General features: G+C 63.0%; 16 protein-coding genes and 1 tRNA gene. 8 read left to right on the top strand and 9 right to left on the bottom strand.

From position 1 onward, the window contains the following. Window positions 1-12: 12 nt before the first annotated feature. Window positions 13-1,278: a cysteine desulfurase family protein gene (locus O148_RS0106930; RefSeq protein ID WP_240470818.1), complete on the bottom strand. Its 1,266-nt coding sequence runs from the start codon at window positions 1,276-1,278 to the stop codon at window positions 13-15. Window positions 1,279-1,378: 100 nt separating this feature from the next. Here O148_RS0106930 and folP point away from each other — a divergent pair, with 100 nt between their 5' ends. The 4 genes from folP (at window position 1,379) to O148_RS0106910 (ending at window position 4,614) form a co-directional block, all read left to right on the top strand. Next, a complete protein-coding gene (gene folP, locus O148_RS0106925) occupies window positions 1,379-2,284 on the top strand; it encodes a dihydropteroate synthase (RefSeq protein ID WP_026530332.1) in 906 nt (301 codons plus the stop codon). 30 nt (window positions 2,285-2,314) lie between these two features. Further along, window positions 2,315-3,034 (top strand): dihydrofolate reductase family protein, encoded by a 720-nt coding sequence (locus O148_RS0106920; RefSeq protein WP_051619950.1) that lies wholly within the window; start codon window positions 2,315-2,317, stop codon window positions 3,032-3,034. An 81-nt stretch (window positions 3,035-3,115) separates the two neighbouring features. Further along, window positions 3,116-4,129 carry a J domain-containing protein gene (locus O148_RS0106915; RefSeq protein ID WP_026530330.1) on the top strand — a complete coding sequence of 338 codons (1,014 nt, stop codon included), beginning with the start codon at window positions 3,116-3,118 and terminating at the stop codon, window positions 4,127-4,129. Between the two features lie 20 nt (window positions 4,130-4,149). Beyond that, window positions 4,150-4,614, top strand: a complete 465-nt coding sequence (locus O148_RS0106910) for a tRNA (cytidine(34)-2'-O)-methyltransferase (RefSeq protein ID WP_026530329.1) — start codon at window positions 4,150-4,152, stop codon at window positions 4,612-4,614. Window positions 4,615-4,709: 95 nt separating this feature from the next. Here the strand turns inward: O148_RS0106910 and O148_RS0106905 are convergent, their stop codons facing one another. From O148_RS0106905 to O148_RS0106890, 4 genes are all read right to left on the bottom strand, one after another. Continuing rightward, window positions 4,710-5,480 carry a PIG-L deacetylase family protein gene (locus O148_RS0106905; protein ID WP_051619949.1) on the bottom strand — a complete coding sequence of 257 codons (771 nt, stop codon included), beginning with the start codon at window positions 5,478-5,480 and terminating at the stop codon, window positions 4,710-4,712. 2 nt (window positions 5,481-5,482) lie between these two features. Next, window positions 5,483-6,445, bottom strand: coding sequence for an electron transfer flavoprotein subunit alpha/FixB family protein (locus O148_RS0106900; RefSeq protein WP_051619948.1), 963 nt, complete (start codon window positions 6,443-6,445; stop codon window positions 5,483-5,485). A gap of 23 nt (window positions 6,446-6,468) precedes the next feature. Beyond that, window positions 6,469-7,257, bottom strand: a complete 789-nt coding sequence (locus O148_RS0106895; RefSeq protein ID WP_026530326.1) for an electron transfer flavoprotein subunit beta/FixA family protein — start codon at window positions 7,255-7,257, stop codon at window positions 6,469-6,471. A 105-nt stretch (window positions 7,258-7,362) separates the two neighbouring features. Continuing rightward, complete coding sequence (locus tag O148_RS0106890; RefSeq protein ID WP_026530325.1) at window positions 7,363-8,871, bottom strand: trypsin-like peptidase domain-containing protein; 1,509 nt, start codon at window positions 8,869-8,871, stop codon at window positions 7,363-7,365. 261 nt (window positions 8,872-9,132) lie between these two features. Between O148_RS0106890 and O148_RS0106885 the strand changes: the two genes are divergently transcribed. The 3 genes from O148_RS0106885 (at window position 9,133) to gad (ending at window position 13,696) form a co-directional block, all read left to right on the top strand. Beyond that, complete coding sequence (locus O148_RS0106885) at window positions 9,133-11,298, top strand: TPM domain-containing protein (protein WP_240470817.1); 2,166 nt, start codon at window positions 9,133-9,135, stop codon at window positions 11,296-11,298. A gap of 138 nt (window positions 11,299-11,436) precedes the next feature. Beyond that, window positions 11,437-12,204, top strand: coding sequence for a PspA/IM30 family protein (locus O148_RS0106880; protein ID WP_026530323.1), 768 nt, complete (start codon window positions 11,437-11,439; stop codon window positions 12,202-12,204). Window positions 12,205-12,298: 94 nt separating this feature from the next. Further along, on the top strand, window positions 12,299-13,696 hold the full coding sequence (gene gad / locus O148_RS0106875) for a glutamate decarboxylase (protein ID WP_026530322.1): 1,398 nt from the start codon (window positions 12,299-12,301) through the stop codon (window positions 13,694-13,696). Window positions 13,697-13,826: 130 nt separating this feature from the next. On the opposite strand, the gene O148_RS0106870 is transcribed toward gad, so the two are convergent. From O148_RS0106870 to O148_RS15320, 3 genes are all read right to left on the bottom strand, one after another. After that, window positions 13,827-13,903 (bottom strand) — tRNA-Met (locus tag O148_RS0106870). A 70-nt stretch (window positions 13,904-13,973) separates the two neighbouring features. Beyond that, the gene (locus O148_RS15325) at window positions 13,974-17,000 is read right to left on the bottom strand and encodes a UPF0182 family membrane protein (RefSeq protein WP_051619971.1); all 3,027 of its coding nucleotides are present in this window, start codon (window positions 16,998-17,000) and stop codon (window positions 13,974-13,976) included. A gap of 186 nt (window positions 17,001-17,186) precedes the next feature. After that, the gene (locus O148_RS15320; protein ID WP_035745290.1) at window positions 17,187-18,317 is read right to left on the bottom strand and encodes a YlbL family protein; all 1,131 of its coding nucleotides are present in this window, start codon (window positions 18,315-18,317) and stop codon (window positions 17,187-17,189) included. Between the two features lie 136 nt (window positions 18,318-18,453). Between O148_RS15320 and O148_RS0106855 the strand changes: the two genes are divergently transcribed. Continuing rightward, a complete protein-coding gene (locus tag O148_RS0106855) occupies window positions 18,454-19,926 on the top strand; it encodes a zinc-dependent metalloprotease (protein ID WP_026530321.1) in 1,473 nt (490 codons plus the stop codon). On the opposite strand, the gene O148_RS0106850 is transcribed toward O148_RS0106855, so the two are convergent. After that, window positions 19,923-20,552 (bottom strand): M48 metallopeptidase family protein, encoded by a 630-nt coding sequence (locus O148_RS0106850; protein ID WP_026530320.1) that lies wholly within the window; start codon window positions 20,550-20,552, stop codon window positions 19,923-19,925. The two genes, O148_RS0106855 and O148_RS0106850, sit on opposite strands and share 4 nt — an antisense overlap. Window positions 20,553-20,567: the final 15 nt, after the last annotated feature.

The raw sequence follows: 20,567 nt of genomic DNA, 5'->3' as shown, positions 1-20,567 counted from the left end.
TCAATCATCGCTTCAACTGGCCCGGCTTCGTGCCACCGTCGCCGCCGTTTGAATTCTCGACTCGTGCCCGGCCATTCCGGCCTTCCGGGCCCGCTCATACGCCTCGGGAAGCACATCAAGCAACGCCGCAACGTCCTCGCGGGTACTCGAGTGCCCCAAGGTAAAGCGCTGCGCACCCCGCGCTTGTTCCTCGCTCATGCCCATCGCGAGCAAAACGTGCGAAGGCCGCGGCACCCCGGCCGTGCACGCCGAGCCGGTCGAGCTTTCCACGCCGGCGGCATCCAACAGAAACAACAGCGAATCGCCCTCTGTACCGGGAAAGGTAAAGTGCGCGTTGGCTGGGAGGCGAGCATCGCCGTCGTACATCTTGGGTGCCAACGGATTCGGCCCGCTCAGGCGGGCATCCGGCACGCGCTCCAAAACCCCGGCAATCAATTCATCCCGCAGTGAAGTAAGACGGCGATGCTCGCCTTCCAGGTTCGCACTCACCTCGCCTGCCGCAACAGCAAAGGCCGCGGCCGCCGGCGCGTCCAACGTTCCCGAGCGCAGATCCCGCTCCTGCCCGCCACCGTGCTGGGTGGGAGTCAGCTTCACCGCGCGGTCCACTAGCAGCGCCCCGATGCCAACAGGCCCACCGATCTTGTGTGCGGAAATCGCCATCGTGGCAAGGCCGGACGCCGCGAAATCCACCGGAATCTGACCGAACGCCTGCACCGCATCCGAGTGCACCGGAACCCCATGCGCGGCCGCGAGCGCGGTAAACTCGGCGATCGGCTGAATGGTGCCGACCTCATTGTTCGCCCACATGAGCGTCGCAAAGTTGATCCGCCCGGCATGCTCAGCAAGCGCCTGCCGGTATGCCTCGAGATCGATGCGGCCCTCGGCGTCCACCGGGAGCCAGGTAACCTCGGCGCCCTCATGGCTTTCGAGCCATTCCACGGCATCTTGAACCGCGTGATGCTCGATTGCCGAACACAAAATCACCCGCCGCGCCGGGTCTTCGGCCAGCCGCGACCACCACAAACCCTTGACTGCAAGATTGTCAGACTCGGTCCCCCCAGACGTGAAAATTACGTGCGAGGGGTGCGCTCCGGCGGCGCGCGCGATGGTTTCGCGAGCGTCCTCCACCACCATTCGGGCGCGACGGCCCGAGCCGTGCAGGGACGAGGGGTTCGTGCTACGGCTGAGTTCTTGGGTGAGTGCGGCGAGGGCTGGCACGCTGATCGGCGTGGTCGCCGCGTGATCCAAGTAGACCGGATCTTGACGGTTCACGGGCACCAGACAATTTTAGCGCACCTGACCGGGTCGGCTCCTGGTCGGCTCTTGGTCGGTTCAGGGTCGATGCGTGTGCGGGCTCGCTCGGCTAGGCTCAGAATCGATGACCTCGTTCACCGCCCCCACCCTGCGCCATCCGGTGCGCCATTTCGGCGACCGCACCTTCGATTTCTCGACCCGCGTTGCGCTGATGGCGATCGTGAACCGGACACCGGATTCGTTCTATGACTCTGGTGCCACCTTCGCTCTCGAGGCAGCGGTTTCCGCTAGTCTGCAGGCCGAACGCCACGGGGCGGACTGGATAGATATCGGTGGGGTGCCGTTTCGACCGGGACCGGAAATTCCGGCGGCCGAGGAAATTCAGCGGGTGATCCCGGTGGTGCGAGAAGTTGCGGAACGCTCGGCCGCTATCATCTCGGTGGACACATTTCAGCCTGCGGTCGCCTCGGCTGCCCTCCACGCCGGCGCGCATGTGATCAATGACACCACCGGACTCGCCTACCCGGACCTCGCCCGCGCCGTCGCCGAACATGACGCGCACCTGGTGATCACACACTCCTTAGCAACGCCGCGCACCCAGTACCCTCGACCCAGCTACGGCGACGTGGTTGCTGAGATACGCGAATTTCTGCTGCGCAAGGTCGATGAAGCGGTTGCGCTCGGGGTGCCCGAGGATCGGATCATCATCGATCCCGGCCACGATCTCAACAAAAACACGCTGCACAGCCTGGAGATTACCCGTCGCTTCGCCGAGTTCACCGACGCTGGTTTCCCGGTCTTGGCCGCGGTGTCGAATAAGGATTTCATCGGCGAAACCCTGAATGCCACCAAAGAACACCGCCTCGAAGGTTCGCTCGCCGTCATGACCATGTGCGCCACTGCCGGGGCGAGGCTCGTGCGGATGCACAACATTGCCGCCGCCCGAGCGGCACTGACGATGACCGAGGCCGTGCTGGGTCTGCGCGAACCGGCGTATCTCAAGCACAATATGGGTGAGCGGAACGACTAGACTCGGCGCCCGATCGCAGAGAGGAACCACATGGAAGAGCTGACACCCGGCAAAGCCCTCAGCAGTGCCCAAATCGAGGCAAATTACGCCTACCCCGAGGATCTTCCCGCCGGCACCGCCTGGCTGCGGTTCAATTTTGTGTCTTCGCTCGATGGCATCGCCGCCTTTGACGGGCACGCCGGGCCGCTCGGCTCGCCCACCGATCAGGAAGTCATGCAAGTATTGCGCCGCAGCGCCGACGCGATCATTGTGGGCGCCGGGACCATCCGCGCCGAAGGGTACGTCGGCGCACTCGTGGAGCGGGAGGACCCTCCCCTGGTAGTGGTGCTCTCCCGAACCCTCACCCTAGAACCCAGTAGCGACTTCTTCACCCAGGCGCCGCGCCGGCCACTTCTGGTCACCACGGACAGCGCTGCCGCGAGTCGCGGCGACCAGTTCCGCGAGGTAGCGGACGTGTTGCCGCTCAGCGCCGACGGCAGTGAAAATACAGTCGACATCACGGCGCTGATCGACTACCTCAAAGATCGCGGCCTGACCAAGCTGCTCAGCGAGGGCGGCCCGCACGTTTTCGGCGCCTTCGCCGCTCAAGGGCTCGCGGACGAACTGTGCCTCACGCTCAGCCCCCACCTCGCCCTCACGGACGCCACCCGCATCACCGCCGGCGCCGTCTCCGAGCAGCTCAGCCCCTTCACGCTCAAGTCTGCGCTGGTGGAGAACAGCATGCTGTTTCTGCGCTACTGGAAAGACTGATTCGGTACCCTGGCTAGGTACAAATTTCGCGCCGGCGCGGCTACCGCAAGCCCGCACCCGGCGCCTCACCCAGGAGAGCTCATGTCCGCCACGCCGACTCATTATGAGATCCTCGGCGTGCCCCGCGACGCCACAGACACCGAAATTCGGCGCGGCTACCGCAAGGCCGCCCGTGCCGCCCATCCCGACTCCGGTGGCAGTCCCACTCAATTCCACGCCGTTGCCGAGGCGTATCGGGTCCTCTCCCACGTCGAGTTGCGCCGTAGCTACGACCTCCGCCTCACTAACCCCTCGACCAATGGCACGCGCCCATCCTCGACGACCGGCGCATACACCAGCGGTACCTACACGGGCGGCGCCTACCGCAACGGCACCCGTCCCAGCCAGGCCACACGCGACGCGACCCGCACCGCCGCTGGTGCCGCGAGCCCGGACGATTCCGCGCTCGCAGGTCTCCCGCAATTCGAGCCGCCATTCCAGCGCGATTCCCCGTTCCTGCTCTCCCCGGCGGACGCGAGTCAACAAATTTATGGCGACATTCCGGCCCCGCGCGGCTTGAACGCGCTCCGACGCAGCGCCGGTCAAGCCAATGACGCCGCCCGCGCGACCCTCACTTGGCTCAACGGCACCCTGCTCACCAAATACAAGGCCGCCCGCGTCATCAACAATGTGGCGCTCGGCGAGGGGCGAGACGCAAGCCGAGCGCACCACCTCATCTTCGGCGGCGACCACCTTGCCGTGATCGAGTCCCTCCACGCCCCCTTTGAGTCCTACTCTTGGGACGGGGCGGCGCTCCGCCACGGCAACACCGAGGTATCGCTCGAGCCCTTGCGCATGAAGGTCCTCGAAGCGACGCTCGCCTTCCCCGGCTTCCGGGTGGCCGGCTGGGCCGTGCTCCATGACCGGGACGGGAATCCCTTTACCCCCGTGATTGCCAACCTATCCACCGGACCCGCATGGAAGTACGACGACGTGTCCCCGGCAAATCCCGGAAGCCTCCTTCGCGGGCTCAAGAGTTTTTTTGCCTCCTCCCCCACCCCCTTGAAGGTGGACCTCGCCGCGTTGCGGCACGCCCGCGAACTAGTGGATGACTGACTGCCGGTACACTTGTCCAGGTGTTTCGCATCCTCTTTTACACCCCCGAAATTCCCGGCAACACTGGCAACGCGATCCGTCTGGCCGCGGTCACCGGAAGCGAATTGCACGTCGTGGAACCGGTCGGTTTCGATTTCGAAGACGCGAAACTGCGCCGGGCCGGACTGGATTATCACGACCTCGCTGTCCTGAAAGTGCACCCGAACCTCGAGGCCGCGTGGGAACATCTGAAACCCGAGCGGGTGTGGGCGTTCAGCGCGGAAGGCTCGATGCGCCACACCGACATTGCCTACGAGCCGGGCGACGTACTCATGTTTGGCCCCGAGTCGGTGGGGCTTCCCGCCGAGGTCAAGGCCGACCCGCACGTGAGCGCTCTGGTGCGCCTGCCCATGGTTCCGGCACGCCGTTCGCTCAACCTCGCCAATTCTGCATCCATCGCCGTCTACGAAGCGTGGCGTCAGAACGGCTTTGCCGGCGCCGAGTAGCGCCATCCCCCGCTGCTCATCCGCTAATTGCGTTTTCATGACGCAATTGCCGGATGAAAACGCAATTAGCGGATGAACAGCGGATGAGCGGTGGGCTAGAAACCGGCGAAAGTGCTCGGCGTATTGACCCCGACCACATGGAAGAGTTCCGCGGAGCCGTCTTTGGCGAACCGTGTGGCGTTCTCCTCAAGTCCCGCGCGGACATTGCGCTCCATGCCCTCAATGTCGGGGTGCTGGCTCAAGTGGTGGCGCAGCGCTGACATTTTCCGATCCACCGTACTCGTAACGTCCACGGCGAAGTTTTCTAGGTGGCTCGGGGCCGCATAGAGCCACAGCCACGGCACCCGGTAGGAGTCCAATCCGGCCGCAGCCAACTCGGGGAACGCGAACTGATTCTCGCTCGCCGGGTATACCGCGCGCACCACTGCCTCGCCGCTCGCGAGGTGGTCCGGGTGGCTCTTTTGCAGGCGGTTCCAGTCGCGCTCGGGGTGCATTGAGATCACCACATCGGGACGGACCTCGCGGATGATCGCCACCATGTCCTTGATCAGCTCGATACTGGGTTCCACGTAGCCGTCGCGGTAGCCCATAAACCGGACGTCGCTCACGCCCACGGTTGCCGCCGCTTCGCGCTGTTCTTCATGCCGCGTCTCGGTGATGTCACCGTGCGTTTCGGCGTCGAATCCGCCAGCATCGCCGTCGGTCACGATCGCGTAGGTCACCTCAACGCCGCGATCGGTCAACTGCGCAACCGTCCCGGCTACCCCGAAGTCCACATCATCCGGGTGCGCGCTAAAAACCAGAACGCGCCGGATCTCCCCCAGCGCCCGGTCATCGAGCCCCGTCAAAACGGTGTCAGCGCCCACGCTTAGACCATACCTTTGCGGTTTTTGATCTCTTGGGTCAGCGCCGGGAGTACCTCGAAGAGGTCGCCGACGATGCCAAAGTCGGCAATCTCAAACACCGGCGCATCGGGGTCACTGTTGATAGCCACAATGGTCCGCGCCGTCTGCATACCCGCCTTTTGTTGAACCGCGCCCGAGATACCGACCGAAACGTAGAGTTGCGGGGACACCGTCTTGCCGGTCTGCCCCACCTGTGCGTTGTGGTCGATCCACCCGGCATCGGTGGCCACTCGGGACGCTCCAACAGCGGCACCGAGCACATCGGCTAGCTCCTCGACGGGCGCAAAATTGCCGTCGACGCCCCGACCTCCAGCCACCACAATGCGCGCCTCGGTCAACTCCGGACGCCCGGTGGACTCGCGCGGGGTTCGGGAAATCAACGAAATACTGCGGGCAACATCGGAGAACGCCGTCTCGACCTCGGCAGCGTCCGGAATGGCGGTGCCGCTACCGGGAACGGCTTCAAAGGAGTTGGGCTTCACGGTGTAAATCGCGATGTCAGCTGTAGGCCGTGCCACGCTCACAAACTCGCCGGCAAGGACGGATTTGCGCGCGGAGCCGTCCTTGTTGATGCCCACCACGTCGGTGATGACCCCAGCATCCAAGGTCACGCCGAGCCGACCGGCAATTTCAGCCGACTCCTGCGAGCTGTCCAAGACCACCGCACTAGCACCGGCCGTCGTGGCCGCTTGCGAAACAAAATCCGCGAGCGCCACCGTGAGGCCGGGTTCCAGTTCCTCCTGCACGCTGAAGTAGATGGTGTCGACACCGGCCGCCACCAGCGCCGGTATGGACGCCTCGTCCGGCTCCCCTGCGATCGCGACGGCAATCGGTCCAGCGCTCAGAGCCCCGGCCGCCGCCAAGAGTTCGAGGTGGGTTCCGGAAAGGTGCTCATCCGCTCCGGCCAAATACACAAGTGTTGTCATGAGTTGTTCCTGAAACTTCCCGTTTAGATCAGCTTTTTTGCGGCCAAGAACTCGGCAAGTTGGGCGGCCGCGGTGCCGTCATCGGTCACAATCTGCCCTGCGCCGCGTTCCCCGCGAGCGGCCACGGACACGACTTCGGTCTTTGACCCGGCGGCGCCGACTTGCGACGCATCCAACCCGACCTCGGCGAGGCTCCACGTCTCCAACGGCTTCTTGCGCGCCGCCATGATGGCCTTGAAATTCGGATACCGCGGTTCATTTGCCTGATCGGTCACCGACAGCACGGCAGGAAGCGGCACGGAGAGAGTGAGCGAATCGTTGTCCCGCTCGCGCTGGTAGGTGAGGGCATCGCCGTCGTAATTCACCTGCGCGGCAAAAAGGGCCGGCGCGAAATTCAGCCGGGCGGCAATTTGTGCGGGCACAAGCGCGGTCTCCCCGTCAGTGGAACTCATACCGGTGACCACCAGGTTTACCCCGTCGATGCGGCGCAGCGCTTCGGTGAGCGCCAGCGCACTAGCGTATGCGTCGGAGCCGGCAAGGGCGTCATCGCTGAGCAAGATGGCCCGGTCGGCACCCATTTGCAGGGCCTTCTTCAATGCGCTCTCGGCCTCGGGCGGGCCCATCGTGAGCGCTGTGACGGTGCTTCCAGGGTTCGCCTCGGCGATCTGCACCGCCTGCTCCACAGCGTATTCGTCCAGCTCGGACAGGATGCTATTGGAGCGATCGAGCACCGGTTGGTCGGCGCGGAAGGAGCGTTCAAGTTGCACATCTGGCACATACTTGACCAGGACGGCGATCGTGAGTGCGGACACAGTGTTCCTTAGTTCTTCGACTCAGATTTTTGCCCTTTTAGCTAATCACAGAACGGGCCCAGAATCGCTCTCACGATTCTGGGCCCGGGCAATGGGAGGTAACCTTTACTGCTGTTGTGTGCCGAGTTTCACATCGACGGTTTGGCTCTGACCATCACGGGTGAACGTGATTTTCGCGTCCGAACCGGCCGCATACTCGCGGATGGTTGCGGTCAGTTCCTGGCCGTCGCGGATGGGACGATCGCCCACCGCGGTAATGATGTCGCCTTCCTTGAGGCCCGCGCCGGAGGCAGGAGAGTTCGGCTCCACCGAGCGCACCTGGGCGCCCACCGAGAATGCCGAGGACTGCGCCTGCGTGCCCTCGGGACCGACAGGGGTCACCGAGACGCCCAAGAATCCGTGTGAGGCCTTACCGTTTTGGATGATATCCTCGGCAATGCGCTTGGCGTTATTGATCGGGATCGCGAAGCCGACACCGATGTTCCCGGATTCACCCTCGGAGGACTGGCCCGCGGACGCAATCGCCACGTTCACACCAATGACCTCGCCCTTTTCATTCACGAGCGCGCCGCCGGAATTACCCGGGTTGATGGCCGCATCGGTCTGGATCACGTTCAGGTAGGTCACGCCCTTGGACTGCTGTTGACGCGGGGTCGCGCCCTCCGGCGGCGCAAAGTTCCACGGGTCCCCGCCCTCGCCCTGTTGGCTGTCCGGGGTCTGCTCCGGTGCCGCCGAGGACTGCACCGAAATGGTGCGGTTCAGGGTGGAGATGATGCCGTCGGTCACGGTGTTGGAGAGGCCGAGCGGCGCGCCAATCGCGATCGCGACGTCACCGACATTGAGCTTGGCCGAGTCGCCGAGCGTTGCCGGGACCAGATCCGGGGCGTCGATCTTGATGACCGCGAGGTCATTGGTCGGGTCCATGCCCACAACCTTCGCGTCATACACCTTGCCGTTGGACAGCTGCACCTGAATCTGAGCGTTCGCTTCCTGACCGCCAAGGGTAATGACGTGGGTGTTGGTCAGGATATTGCCGTCTGTATCCAAGATAATGCCCGAGCCGGTACCCGAACCGCTCTGCCCGGCCGCCGAAATCGTCACCACGCTCGGCGCCGCCTTTTGCGCCGCGGCGGTCACGTTGGTCGAGGAATCGGGATTATTGACAAGGACCGGGTCCGTATTGACATTGCTGGTGGTTGCGGCCGGGGAGCTGGTGCCGGGGTTCAGCACAGTTTGAAGTCCGACGGCGGTTCCCCCACCAATCAGCCCTGCCGCCAACGCGGCGACCACCAAGGTCGCGATGCCCACCTTTTTCTTGGGCTTTTTGTAGACCGGGGTCACCGGGGTGGCATAGCCGGAGGCATACGTGGGGGTGCCAAAGGAATTGGTGCCGGGGGCGGGCGCCGGAGCCGACTGCGAGGCATAGCTTGAGGGCTGGTGCCGCGGAATTTCGGTGGTCTGCTGGTAACCGGGCTGCGACTGTTGTGCCGTTTGCGGAGCCGAGGCGAGCTCTTCGGTGCGCTCGGTGTTCTCGACTGGCTGCGAGTTTTGCGGGGCGTTGTGGGGTTTGGGCGGGTAATTCGGGTCTGGCTGAGAGTTGAGGGGGTTACTCATAGTTCTTCCTTGTTCTCGATCGTTGCTTTCTCACCACTGTGCCAGTCCCGGCTGGAGCTTTGGGTGACGTTTCCTGGATGGTTTCTGTAAGTTTCCTACAGTGCCGCGTTGGGGTGGGCTCCGCCGAAAGCATGATTTCTCGCTCAGCATAGACCCGCATTGTGGACGCTTGCCGGTGGTGACCATAGAATCACAGATAACTAGGTCATTGGGGATTTCTCCTCAAGTACTGGCACCGCTCGTGTGCCACGAAGGGTAGCGATGAACGCACGTAGACAGGCCGATGTGATGGCGCACGCAGACGACAAGCTCCCCCAGGACCGCTCCGGTGTCTCGCCCCGGTGGTTCGCTCGGTTGGGCGCTGTCTTGGCACTTGCGCTCACTCTGGTTCTTCCCGCCTCGCTTGCTCATGCCGAGTCTCCGGTGACGTTTCCTTCGGGTAGCCAAGTTGTCGACACAACTGGAATTCTCGATGGCAAGGTAGAGGAAATCAATCAAACGCTGTCAAACGGGCGCGGGCAACTTTATGTCGCGGTCGTTGACAACTTCTCTAACCCGTCGGATCGCACGAAATGGGTGTCGCAGGTTGGGAACCAGAACCAACTACCCAACAATGCTGCGGTTCTCGCGGTCGCAACCGGTTCCAAGCAATTCGCGCTCGCCTATTCACCCCAGTATCAAAGCCAATTCACCTCCAGCCAGCGCGACGCTATCCAGCAAGCGTTCCGAAACTCGATTAGCGGCAACGTCTCGGCTGAAAGCCTCCAGCGGGCAATCGCCGACACTAACGCCGCATTCCAAAACGCCGTGGCTGGAGGCTCGGGGGCCGGGTCGGGTTCGGGTTCGGGCGACTCTGACTCGTCCGGTGGCGGATTTGGCGGCGCCGCGGTGGGCGGCGTGTTACTCCTGGGAGCGGGCGGCGTTGCGACCTACTTTGTGTTGCGCAACCGGAAGAAGAAGCAGGGCGGCGACAAGCAGGGTCAGTTCCAGACGCAGGTGGGTCCGGACGGAAAGCCGCTTGATCCGCTGGACGCGATGAGCGTGGAAGAGTTGCGCAAGCGCGCCGGGAGCCTTCTTATTGCTGCCGACGACGCCATAAAGTCCAGTGAGCAGGAGCTCGGTTTCGCGGAAGCCCAATACGGCAAAGAATCCATCACGACCTTCGCCGAGGACATTGAAAAGGCCAAGGGGCATCTCTCCGAATCCTTCAAACTGCAGCAGCAGCTCGATGACTCGATCCCGGATACCGAGGAGCAGCAGCGCACCTGGCTCAAGGACATCATCCGACGTTGCGAGGCCGTCAACCAGTCGTTGCAAGAACACAAGGCGGACTTCGATAAGTTGCGCGAGCTGGAATCCCGCGCACCCGAAGCCTTAGCCTCCGCTCAAGCCGAGGCCGCGAAGGTCGAGGCAAGCTTGGCCACCGCGGATCAAGACATTGCCTCACTGGCCGCGACCTATGCCGATTCGGCACTGACTCAAGTCAAGGACAACGTCAATCAGGCCCGTGAGCGTTTGGATTTTGTCAAGAACGCCGCAACTACAGCCCAACAAAAACTGGATGCCGGGGACACCTCCGCGGCCGCCGTCGCGGTACGGGCCGCCGAAGAAAGCGTCTACCAGGCGAACGTCCTGGTGGACGCGATCAAGAAGGCCGGAAGCGACCTCGCCGAAGAACGGAAGACCCTCGAGTCCGCGGTGGGCACCGCAGCGCAAGACCTCGCCCAGGCGAGAGCGCTCGTGGCCAGCGGATCCAACCCAGAACTCGCCGGACCGGTTGCCTCGATGGAGTCCACCCTGGCAAACGTGAAGACGGCGTTCTCCTCGGGGCGGATCGACCCCATTGCGTTGCTTCAGCAGGTGCAGGCGGCACAATCCACCTTGGACGGACCGCTCGGCGCGATTCGGGATCAGCAGGAGCAAGCTCGCCGCGCCGCAGAGTCGCTGCAACAGTGGATCGGAACTGCGCAGGCGCAAATCTCCGGAACCCAGGACTTCATCCGGGCGCGTCGCGGCGGCGTCGGAGCGGAAGCACGGACGCGTTTGGCCGAGGCCGAGCGCAATCTCCAGGAAGCCATCGCGCTGCAAAGTTCGGACCCGGTCTCCGCGCTCGCCTACGCTCAACAAGCCAACGCGCTGGCCCAGCAAGCGGCGCAACAAGCGCAGCAAGACGTCGACGGATTCGATATGGGCGGCTTCGGCGGCGGGGGCATGTTCGGGGGCGGCGGCAACCGTGGCGGAAGCGGCATGGGCGGCGCGCTCTTGGGCGGCATCCTCCTCGGCCAGATCTTAGGCGGAGGCTCGCATGGTTCTGGCGGCGGAAACGACGGCAACGTCTTTGGCGGAGGCGGTTTCGGCGGCTTTGGCGGAGACGGCGGGGGCGGCTTCGGCGGGGGTTTTGGCGGCGGAGACGGCGGCAGCTTTTAGCGTCCCGCATCCCCGCCGAGGGGACGCCCAGAATTTCGCGAAAAACGGTTTTTATCCCCCAACGATGTCAGTAGTATCAAAACTAGGCAGCCGGCTGGTTGCATAGAGGATCACCAACCACAACGAAAGGTTACTCACGTGGCAAAGCAGTCTATTTTCGGCCGAGTTGCACAATTGGCCAAGGCGAATATTAACGCGCTTCTCGATTCGGCCGAGGATCCGCAGAAGATGCTGGATCAGATGGTTCGTGACTACACCAACAACATTGCCGAGGCTGAGGGCGCCGTCGCCCAAACCATCGGCAACTTGCGCATGATGCAGGACGACTACAACGAGGACATCGCCAACGCCAAGTCCTGGGGTGACAAGGCCGCCGCGGCAAGCCAGAAGGCGGACCAGTACCGCACTTCCGGGGACACCGCGAACGCCGACAAGTTCGATAACCTCGCCAAGGTTGCGCTGCAGCGCCAGATCGCCTCCGAGAACCAGGCTAAGAGCGCCGAGCCGACCATTGCCTCGCAGTCCGAGGTCGTCGAGAAGCTCAAGACCGGCCTGAACACCATGCGTCAGAAACTGACCGAGCTTTCCGCCAAGCGCGACGAGCTCAACGCCCGCTCCAAGACCGCCAAGGCGCAGTCGCAGGTGCAGGACGCCGTGAAGAGCATCGACATTCTGGACCCGACCAGCGAGGTCAGCCGTTTCGAAGAGAAGATCCGCCGCGAGGAAGCTCGCGTGCGCGGCGCCGCGGAAATCCAGTCCTCCAGCCTGGACGCCCAGTTTGAGAGCCTGGAAGACCTCGGCGAGCAAACCGAGATCGAGGCGCGCTTGGCCGCGCTAAAGACCGGCGGCTCCAAGCCCTCCCCCGCCCTGGAGAACTCGGATTCGCCAACCGGCAGCGCCCAGTAGCCGTTGCCCAACTTTTGCCAAGCACGACGGCGCGTTCCCACCTTTGGTGGGCACGCGCCGTCGTTCTTTTAATCACCTCTCGGGAGGAACTTCGGTGAGCCACAACGACACACCAGAACCCTACGCACAAATCAACCCCCTGTTCTCACGCCCCGGTGAGGCGAGCGTGTATCCGCGCTATGAGATTCCGCAAGAATCCGCGCTACCGGAGACCGCCTATCAAATCGTGCATGACGCAGCGGCGCTGGACGGGGATGCGCGGCGCAATTTGGCAACGTTCGTCACCACCTGGATGGATGACGAGGCGCGGCACCTCTACGTGCAGACCGCGGACAAGAACATGATCGACAAGGATGAGTACCCCTCCACCGCTGAAATCGAGAAGCGGTGTTGGCGGATGCTCGCGAAACTGTGGCATGCTCCCGATGCCCAGTCCTCGATTGGGACGTCCACCATCGGCTCATCCGAGGCATGCATGCTGGCGGGATTGGCGTTCAAGCGGCGCTGGCAAAATGCACGCAAGGCCGCCGGGCTCGACGCGTCCCGGCCCAACCTCGTCATGAGTTCGGCCGTGCAGGTGTGTTGGGAAAAGTTTTGCAATTACTGGGATGTTGAGCCGCGGTTCGTGCCGGTGAGCGAAGAGCATCCGGTGCTGGACGGTGCGGGTCTCTCCGACTACGTGGACGAGAACACGATCGGCGTGGTGGCGATCCTTGGCGTGACCTACACAGGCCGGTTTGAACCGGTGGAGGCGATCGCGGCGGCTCTCGATGAGATTGAGGAGTCTCGTGGGATATCGGTGCCGTTGCATGTGGATGCGGCATCCGGCGGGATGGTGGCACCCTTTCTAGACCCCGAGCTCGGCTGGGACTTCCGGTGCTCGCGGGTGGCGTCGATCAACACGTCCGGGCACAAGTACGGGCTGGTCTACCCGGGCATTGGCTGGGTGGTGTGGTGCGACGCGTCGCTGCTGCCCTCCGACTTGATCTTCAAGGTGAGTTACCTTGGCGGCGATATGCCGACTTTTGCACTGAATTTTTCTCGGCCCGGCGCGCAAGTGGTGTTGCAGTACTACATGTTCTTGCGCCTGGGGATGAAGGGATACACCTCGGTACAGCGCACGAGCCGCGAGGTCGCACAATTTATTGCCTCCGGGGTGTCCGCGCTCGGCGGCTTCTCGCTGCTGGGCGACGGAAGCGAATTGCCCGTGGTGTGTTTTCGGCGGGATGGGACCAATCCCGCCGATAAAAACTGGACGCTGTATGACCTCTCGGACCGCTTGCGGATGCGCGGATGGCTTGTGCCGACGTACCCGATGCCCCAGGACCTGGAGGACATCGTGGTGCAGCGGATTGTGGTGCGGAACGGGCTATCCAAGGACCTGGCAACGGCGTTCCTCGGCGCGCTCCGGGATGAAGTCGAGTTCTTACGCTCCCTGGATGGGCCGATGCCGCGCGAGAAACCGGACACGACGGTGTTCCCGCACCTCTAGGTGCCCGGCTGGTGCAGATTGGGTGGCTGATTGTGTGACGGCGCGCTTCGAATAGCCGTCACATAATCTTGCGGAGGGGACGCCGGGCACATAAAAAAGGTCCCGGAATCCGTGGATTCCGGGACCTTCGTGGTTGCGGGGGCAAGATTTGAACTTGCGACCTCCGGGTTATGAGCCCGGCGAGCTACCGAACTGCTCCACCCCGCGGCACAGCATTTAACTTTACGCGTTAACCTGCCGTTTCACAAATCGAGCGGGGTGAAGCCGTGTGGCGCCCCTAGCTGGAGGGCGACGGGCTCGGCGAGGGGCTCGGGCTCGGCGACGGCGACCCGGACCCGCTACCGGACTTCTGTTCCGCCTCGAGCGCGTCGGCAATGGCCTGCTGCAGTTGCTTCTGCGCCTCGCCGTAGGCAGCGAAGTCACCGTCGGCCAGGGCCTTCTCACCGTCCTGGATGGCCTTGTTGGCTCGATCCAGGGCGCTCTTGAGATCATCGCTCGGCGTGGTCGGGGTTCCGCCAGTGTCACCGGAACCACCACCGGAACCACCGGAGCCGCCCTTGTTGTTCCCAGCGTCCTCCGCGGTCACACCGGAGTCGCCTCCAAACACTTGGTCCAGCGCCTCGTCCAAGGTCGGCGCGAATCCGACCTTCTCGCCGAAGTTGACCAGCACGCGCTGCAACGTCGGGTAGGAGGAATCGCCAGAGGAGCGGACAAAGACGGGCTGCACATAGAGCATGCCGCCGCCCACCGGGAGCGAAAGCAAGTTGCCGTTCTCCACGGTCGAGGCGCCCTGACGGAGCAGGTTGAGTTCGCGAGAGACTTCGGGGTCCGAGTTGAAGCGGTTTTGAGCTTGGCCCGGACCTGGCACCGTGACGCGACGCGGCAATTCCAATAGCCGCAGCTTGCCGTACTCTTCACTCTTCACGCCGGGCTTATTGCCCGCATCGCCGCTTGCGGCAAGGAATCCATAGAGCACGTTGCGGGGGGTCTCCCCTTGCGGGCTAAACGGAATGAAGGTGGACGTCAGCGAGAACGCCGTAGATTCCTGGCCGGGCATTTGCAAGGACAGGTAATACGGCGGTTGCTTGATTCCGGTGTTGCTGTTCGCCGGGTTTGCGGTGCTGTTTCCGTCATTGCTCGTCGACGCGTTGGTCGGATCATCGGGCACCATCCAGGCGTCGTCATTGCGGTAGAAGGTGCCGGGGTCGGTGACGTGGTAACGGCCGAGCAACTCGCGCTGGACCTTGAACTGATCCTCCGGGTAGCGCACGTGGCTCATCAGTTGGCCGGACATTTCCGAATACGGCTTGAGCGAGGTCGGGAACACCTTTTGCCAGGCCTTCAGGATCGGATCTTGGTCATCCCAAGCGTAGAGTGTCACCGAGCCGTCATAGGCGTCCACGGTCGCCTTGACCGCGTTCCGCACATAGTTCACGTCCTGGTTCAGCTGGGGGCTGCGCGGATCGCGATTGAGCGCGTCCCGGGTTGCGGCGGCCAACTGGGTGGGCGTCGAGTACGGGTAATCCGAGGACGTCGTGTAGGCGTCCACAATCCACTTGATCCGCCCATCCACCACAGCGGGATAGGTATTCGAATCCACCGTCAGGTACGGCGCCACCTTCTGCACCCGCTCGCGCGGATTGCGATCGTAGAGAATCTGCGACTCGGAGTTCACGTTGTTGGAGAGCAGCAGGTCGGTGGACTGGAACTTGATCGAATACACCAAGCGGTTGAAGATATTGCCGACATTGGGTCCGCCGTCGCCCTGGAACGTGTAGCGGGCCGCGGTTGAATCGCTCGCTTCAGCCGCATCCTGGCCCTCGGCGGTGGTTTCAGCATCCTGCGGACGGTCAATTTCCTGCGGCGCGCTGCCCTCGGGGGCACCCACAATGGAATAGGTTGGCGAGTTTTCACCAAAGTAGACGCGCGGCTCGTAATCGCTGTCATTGCCGAGGAAGCCGTTGCTCGGCATTCCTGACTGGAGGAAATCAGGCTTACCGTCCGCGGCTGCGCGCGAACCGGCGGCTGCCACCACACCGTAACCGTGGGTGTAGTTAATGACCTGGTTCACCCAGTCATTTGGCACACCCTGGGTGCGCAACTCGCGAACCGCAATTACCGTATCGGTGATCTTGCCGTCAATGTTGTACCGGTCCACACTCAGGTTCTTGGGGAACCCGTAGAACTGGCGGAACTGCTGCAGTTGGGAGAACGCCGCACCAATGATATTGGGATCCATCAAGCGGATGTTTGCGGTCGTAGCCGCGTCCTGGCGCAGCGCGCCCGCTTCCGCATCGGTTGTTGCCGAGTATTCGGTGGACTCGATCTTATCCAAACCGTAGGCAAGGCGGGTCATGTCGATATTGCGTTGAATGTACGGGCTTTCCAAACCCTCTTCGGTGGGACGCACCTGGAACTGCTGGACCACTGCCGGGTAAATGCCGCCGGCCAGAATCATCGTGACCACGAGCATTGCGGTCCCAATAACGGAGAAGCGCCACCGTCCGGAGACGGCGGTAATGACCAGCAGAATGACCACCAAGACCGAGGCAATCGCCAGGATCGTCTTGGTGGGTATCACCGCGTTGATGTCGGTGTACATCGCGCCGGTCCAGTTGCTCCGCACCGTTTCCAATGTCAGGTAGCGGTCCAACCAGAAATTGACCGCCTGCAGCAGCAAGAACAGGCCGGCAAACACGATCACTTGGATGCGCGCGGCGGTGGTGAGCACCACGCTGCGCTCATCGAAGCGAATGCCCCCATAAATGTACTGGGTCAAGATCCCTGCGATACCGGCTATGACCACAACGGTCATCAAGAAACCGACCACCATGGTCAAGAACGGCAGCGTGTTGACATAGAAACTGACGTCCATGCCGAATTCGGGGTCGGTTTGCCCAAACGGCTCCTGGAAGAAGAACAACAACACGGTCTGCCACTGGCTGAACAGCGCGGCACCGGCAAAGACACCGAGCAGAACCGGGATGCCGTACATCAAGAGGCGCCGAATCGGTTCCAACTGCGCCTGGTAGCGCGCCAAGGTGTCCGCCTGGGCAGAATTCGCGGCGTAGGTGGGACGGCTTCGAAACGCCATGTTCAGGCTCAAGAATGTGACAATCGCGGTAATCAGGAACCCCACGGCGAACAGCGCGATCCGGGTTCCGTACTGCTTGAAGAACACGTCGACGTAGCCCAGTTGTTCGAACCACAGCACGTCGGCATAAATCTGGGTGAAAAACACAAAACCGATGACGAGCGCCGCCACCACAATGACGGTGCCAATGAGCGGCCCGCGTTTGCGCAAGGTGTCGGAAACCGACGGGCCTCGTGTGGAATCAGACCCGGAGGAGCCTGAGGTGCCGAATGGGAAATTGGGACCGGAGCTCAAGTTTTACCTCATAGTTTGTGGTGGGCTACAGCATTTTCCATTCTGCCTTGCCTCCAGCCCGCACGCCTAACCCGCGTGCGCGATCATGCCCAGAGCGGAGCCTTAGCCGCACTGCGGCAAGTTCGCGGGGTCCTCGCCCTGTCCGATTCGAGTGGCCGCATCAACTGCCTCCCCCAGGTTCGAGACCTTGACTACGCTGAGCCCTTCGGGAATATGCCCAACTACCTCATTGCAATTGGCGGATGGGGCAATAAAGTAGCTCGCGCCGTCGTTCTTTGCCCCCACCATTTTTTGCTGGATGCCGCCGATCGGCCCCACCGAGCCATCCGCGGCGATGGTGCCGGTGCCGGCAAAGTTCTTGCCTCCGGTCATCTGTCCGGGGGTGAGTTTGTCGATGATCCCGAGCGCGAACATCATGCCCGCGGAAGGGCCGCCCACATTCTCCAGCCCGATTTTGACCTCGAACGGGAAGGTGAAATTTTGCTTGAGTTGCACGCCGAGCTGGTAGTCGCCCTGCTCATTTTGGCGCGGCGTGACCTGGGCTTCGACGTCCTTGCCATCGCGCGTGATGCCCAGGGTGACCGGGGCGCCGGCGGCCCTGTTGAGCGCTTCACGCAGCTGCGTAAGCGACTCAATCGGAGTGCCATCGATGGTGCGCAGCGTGTCATTGGTCTGGATAATGCCATCGGATGCGAGGCCGGGCACAACGCCGGCCACGGTGAGCGTCTCGGTGACCGGGATGTTCTGCTCCCTGAGCGCCGCCGCGATAGCGAGCTCTTGCGAACTGGTCATATCCGCCTGGTTTTGGCGGCTGATCTGATCCGCGGTGGTCTGCGGCGCGTACACAAAATCTTCGGGGGTGATCGCCTGGGTGGGATTCAGCCAAGCGCCGATCGCGTCAAATGCGGTGACGCTTCCGCTCGGGCCGCCGGCAACATAGACGGTGGTGAGATTGAGCGTGCCATCGGTGGGGTAGGTCTGAGTGCCGTTGATCTGAATGAGGCTTTGCCCGTCGATCTCGCTCAGCGTATCATAGGTGGGCCCCGGCGATTCCACCACATAGGGGGTCGGGGAAAAGAGGGCAATGGCACCAACCAGCAGGGTTCCGGTGGCAGAAAGTACGACGGCGTTCTGCCGCCTTGAGCGCGTCGGCGCGCTGGGCGCGGGTAACCCGAGCGGGGTGGGTGCCTGGTTGCCGTTCGGCGCTGGTTGCGGATTATTGCGCTGACTCACCTGCCTAAGCCTACGCGCTTTGGCTTGGACGGCTTCAACTTTGCCGGTAGCGAACGGCGGAACGGGGTCGGGGTGCGCCTCGTTGGGGAAGAGTAAAGTTGGAAGTCACATACGAGCAGATGGGTGGTTCCCCACAATGTCGTCCAATCCTCTTGAACCCAATGACGATCGCGATAAAGATCCGTTCCAGGAAATGCTGGCGCGAATGTTTGGCACATCCGGTGCGGTCAATCCGGAGGAGTTGGCAAAGGCCGCCGGTTTGCCCTCGGACCCGAACGCGTTGCAGGCCATGATGGGCCAGGTGCAGGCCATGTTCCAGGCGATGACCACGCCATCGGCCGCTGGCGACTCGCCGGTGAATTGGTCCATGGCTAAGGAGCAGGCCCGCAAGATCGCCGCCTCGACTCAAGACCCCTCGCTGAGTGAGAAGCAGAAAAATGATGCCGCTCAGGCTCTGCGCGTTGCCGAACTGTGGATCGACCCGGTGACCGCTTTTTCGGAGACCGGTCTGGTGGGTCAGGCGTGGTCTCGCGCCGAATGGGTGGAAAAGACCATGGAGGTGTGGCAGAAGATGACCACACCGGTGGCGAACTCCATGGCAGCCGCCATGAGCGAGGCGTTGACCCAGCAAATGCCCGAAGAGATGCGCTCCATGTTGGGCCAGGCGGCGCCGATGTTGCAGAACATGGGCGGCGCGATGTTCGGCATGCAACTTGGGCAGGCCATTGGCACGCTGTCCCAAGATGTGGTCTCATCCACCGATATCGGGGTACCCCTGGTCCCCGGCACGATGGCGCTTCTGCCCACCAATATCGCAGCCTTCGGCGACGGGCTGGACATCGAGGCGGAGGAAGTACGTTTGTTCCTGGCCGTCCGCGAGGCCGCACACGTACGCTTGTTCACCCGCGTGCCGTGGCTGGGCCCGCACCTGATCAGCTCGATTGAGAAGTTCGCGAGCGGTGTGCACATTGATATGTCGCGTATCGAGGACGTTGCTCGCGGGATCGACCCGTCCAACCCCGAATCGGTGCAAGAGGCGCTCTCCGGGGGCGTGTTGACGCCGGAACTCACGCCGCCGCAAAAGCAGGCGCTCACCCGGCTAGAGACCACCCTTGCGCTCATTGAAGGGTGGGTGGATGAAATCACCGCGGCGGCCACCACGAATTTGCCCAATGCCGCGGCTCTTCGCGAGACCGTGCGGCGGCGCCGGGCAACCGGTGGTCCGGGCGAAAAGGCATTTGGGCAGTTGGTGGGGTTGGAGTTGCGGCCGCGCCGGCTGCGCGAGGCTGCCGCTTTGTGGGCGCATTTGAAGGACGAGCGCGGAATCGACGGGCGCGATGCCATTTGGGAGCACCCGGACATTATGCCCAGCGACGAGGACCTCGACGATCCGCAAGGCTTTACGAGCAGGCGGTCGCTGCTGGAGGCGTCCTCCAGTGAAATGGATGAGGCGCTCCAGGCCTTGCTCGATGGCGACATGGGCGGCTCCGCTGGTTCAGCCGATTCCGACGGGTCCGACGGTTCAGCTGGTTCCGACGGCAATGGCGCGGATGGCGGCGGCGCGGATGAGGCCGATCCGGATGGCGATGCTCCGAAGGACCAAGCTTAGCGGCTGTTGACGCCGGCGAGCGCCGCCACTTTGAGGTAGCGTTTCGCGGGTTCGGTGTGCGGGTAACGGTTGACCCACGCCCAAAATCGGGGCGAGTGGTTCGGCTCAATCAAGTGTGCGAGCTCATGCACCAGAACGTAGTCGACAACCCAGTCCGGCATGCCGCCGAGGTGGGACGAGATACGAATGACTTTCGTGGAGTAGGTTGCCGAGCCCCAGCGTGTTCGCTGATTGGTGGCCCATCTGACCTGAGTCGGTTGCGGTTTGCCTTCAAGATAGTGGTTTGCGATCCACTGCGCACGGGCGAGTAAACGCGCGTTCGCCGCGCGCTTACTCGCCGGTGCGGCAAGCCACTCTTTGAGGTTGGCGGTGGAACTGTGGTTACCCGGCGTGCCCGGCGAGTCGCCAAAGACCTCGAGTTGGGTGGCATGCTGTTCACGTAGCGCCTGTGCCGCCGCGACCTTCGGCGCAATCCGACCCATCATGCGCCGAATCCACTGTTCTTCTTCGCTCACCTCGATGCTGGTGGGAAGCAGCACGACCAATCTGTCCCCGTCCATGCGGGCTTCGACCGAGCGGCGACGCCGCGCCGAGCGCACCACGGTGACGGCGGTCCCATCGACCACACGCTCGTAGGTGAC

The sequence above is a fragment of the Haematomicrobium sanguinis DSM 21259 genome (assembly GCF_000688395.1).
Taxonomy (GTDB): Bacteria; Actinomycetota; Actinomycetes; order Actinomycetales; family Micrococcaceae; genus Haematomicrobium; species Haematomicrobium sanguinis.
The sequence above is the reverse complement of the archived record's forward strand: the minus strand, read 5'-3'. Positions and strand labels throughout refer to the sequence as shown.

What these genes read in the sequence shown, in the direction of transcription:
- O148_RS0106855 (WP_026530321.1), top strand. Translation starts at nt 18,454, where the DNA reads ATGTCGTCCAATCCTCTTGAACCCAATGACGATCGCGATAAAGATCCG.
- O148_RS0106890 (WP_026530325.1), bottom strand. Translation starts at nt 8,871, where the DNA reads ATGAGTAACCCCCTCAACTCTCAGCCAGACCCGAATTACCCGCCCAAA.
- O148_RS0106885 (WP_240470817.1), top strand. Translation starts at nt 9,133, where the DNA reads ATGAACGCACGTAGACAGGCCGATGTGATGGCGCACGCAGACGACAAG.
- folP (WP_026530332.1), top strand. Translation starts at nt 1,379, where the DNA reads ATGACCTCGTTCACCGCCCCCACCCTGCGCCATCCGGTGCGCCATTTC.
- O148_RS0106920 (WP_051619950.1), top strand. Translation starts at nt 2,315, where the DNA reads ATGGAAGAGCTGACACCCGGCAAAGCCCTCAGCAGTGCCCAAATCGAG.
- O148_RS0106915 (WP_026530330.1), top strand. Translation starts at nt 3,116, where the DNA reads ATGTCCGCCACGCCGACTCATTATGAGATCCTCGGCGTGCCCCGCGAC.
- O148_RS0106900 (WP_051619948.1), bottom strand. Translation starts at nt 6,445, where the DNA reads ATGACAACACTTGTGTATTTGGCCGGAGCGGATGAGCACCTTTCCGGA.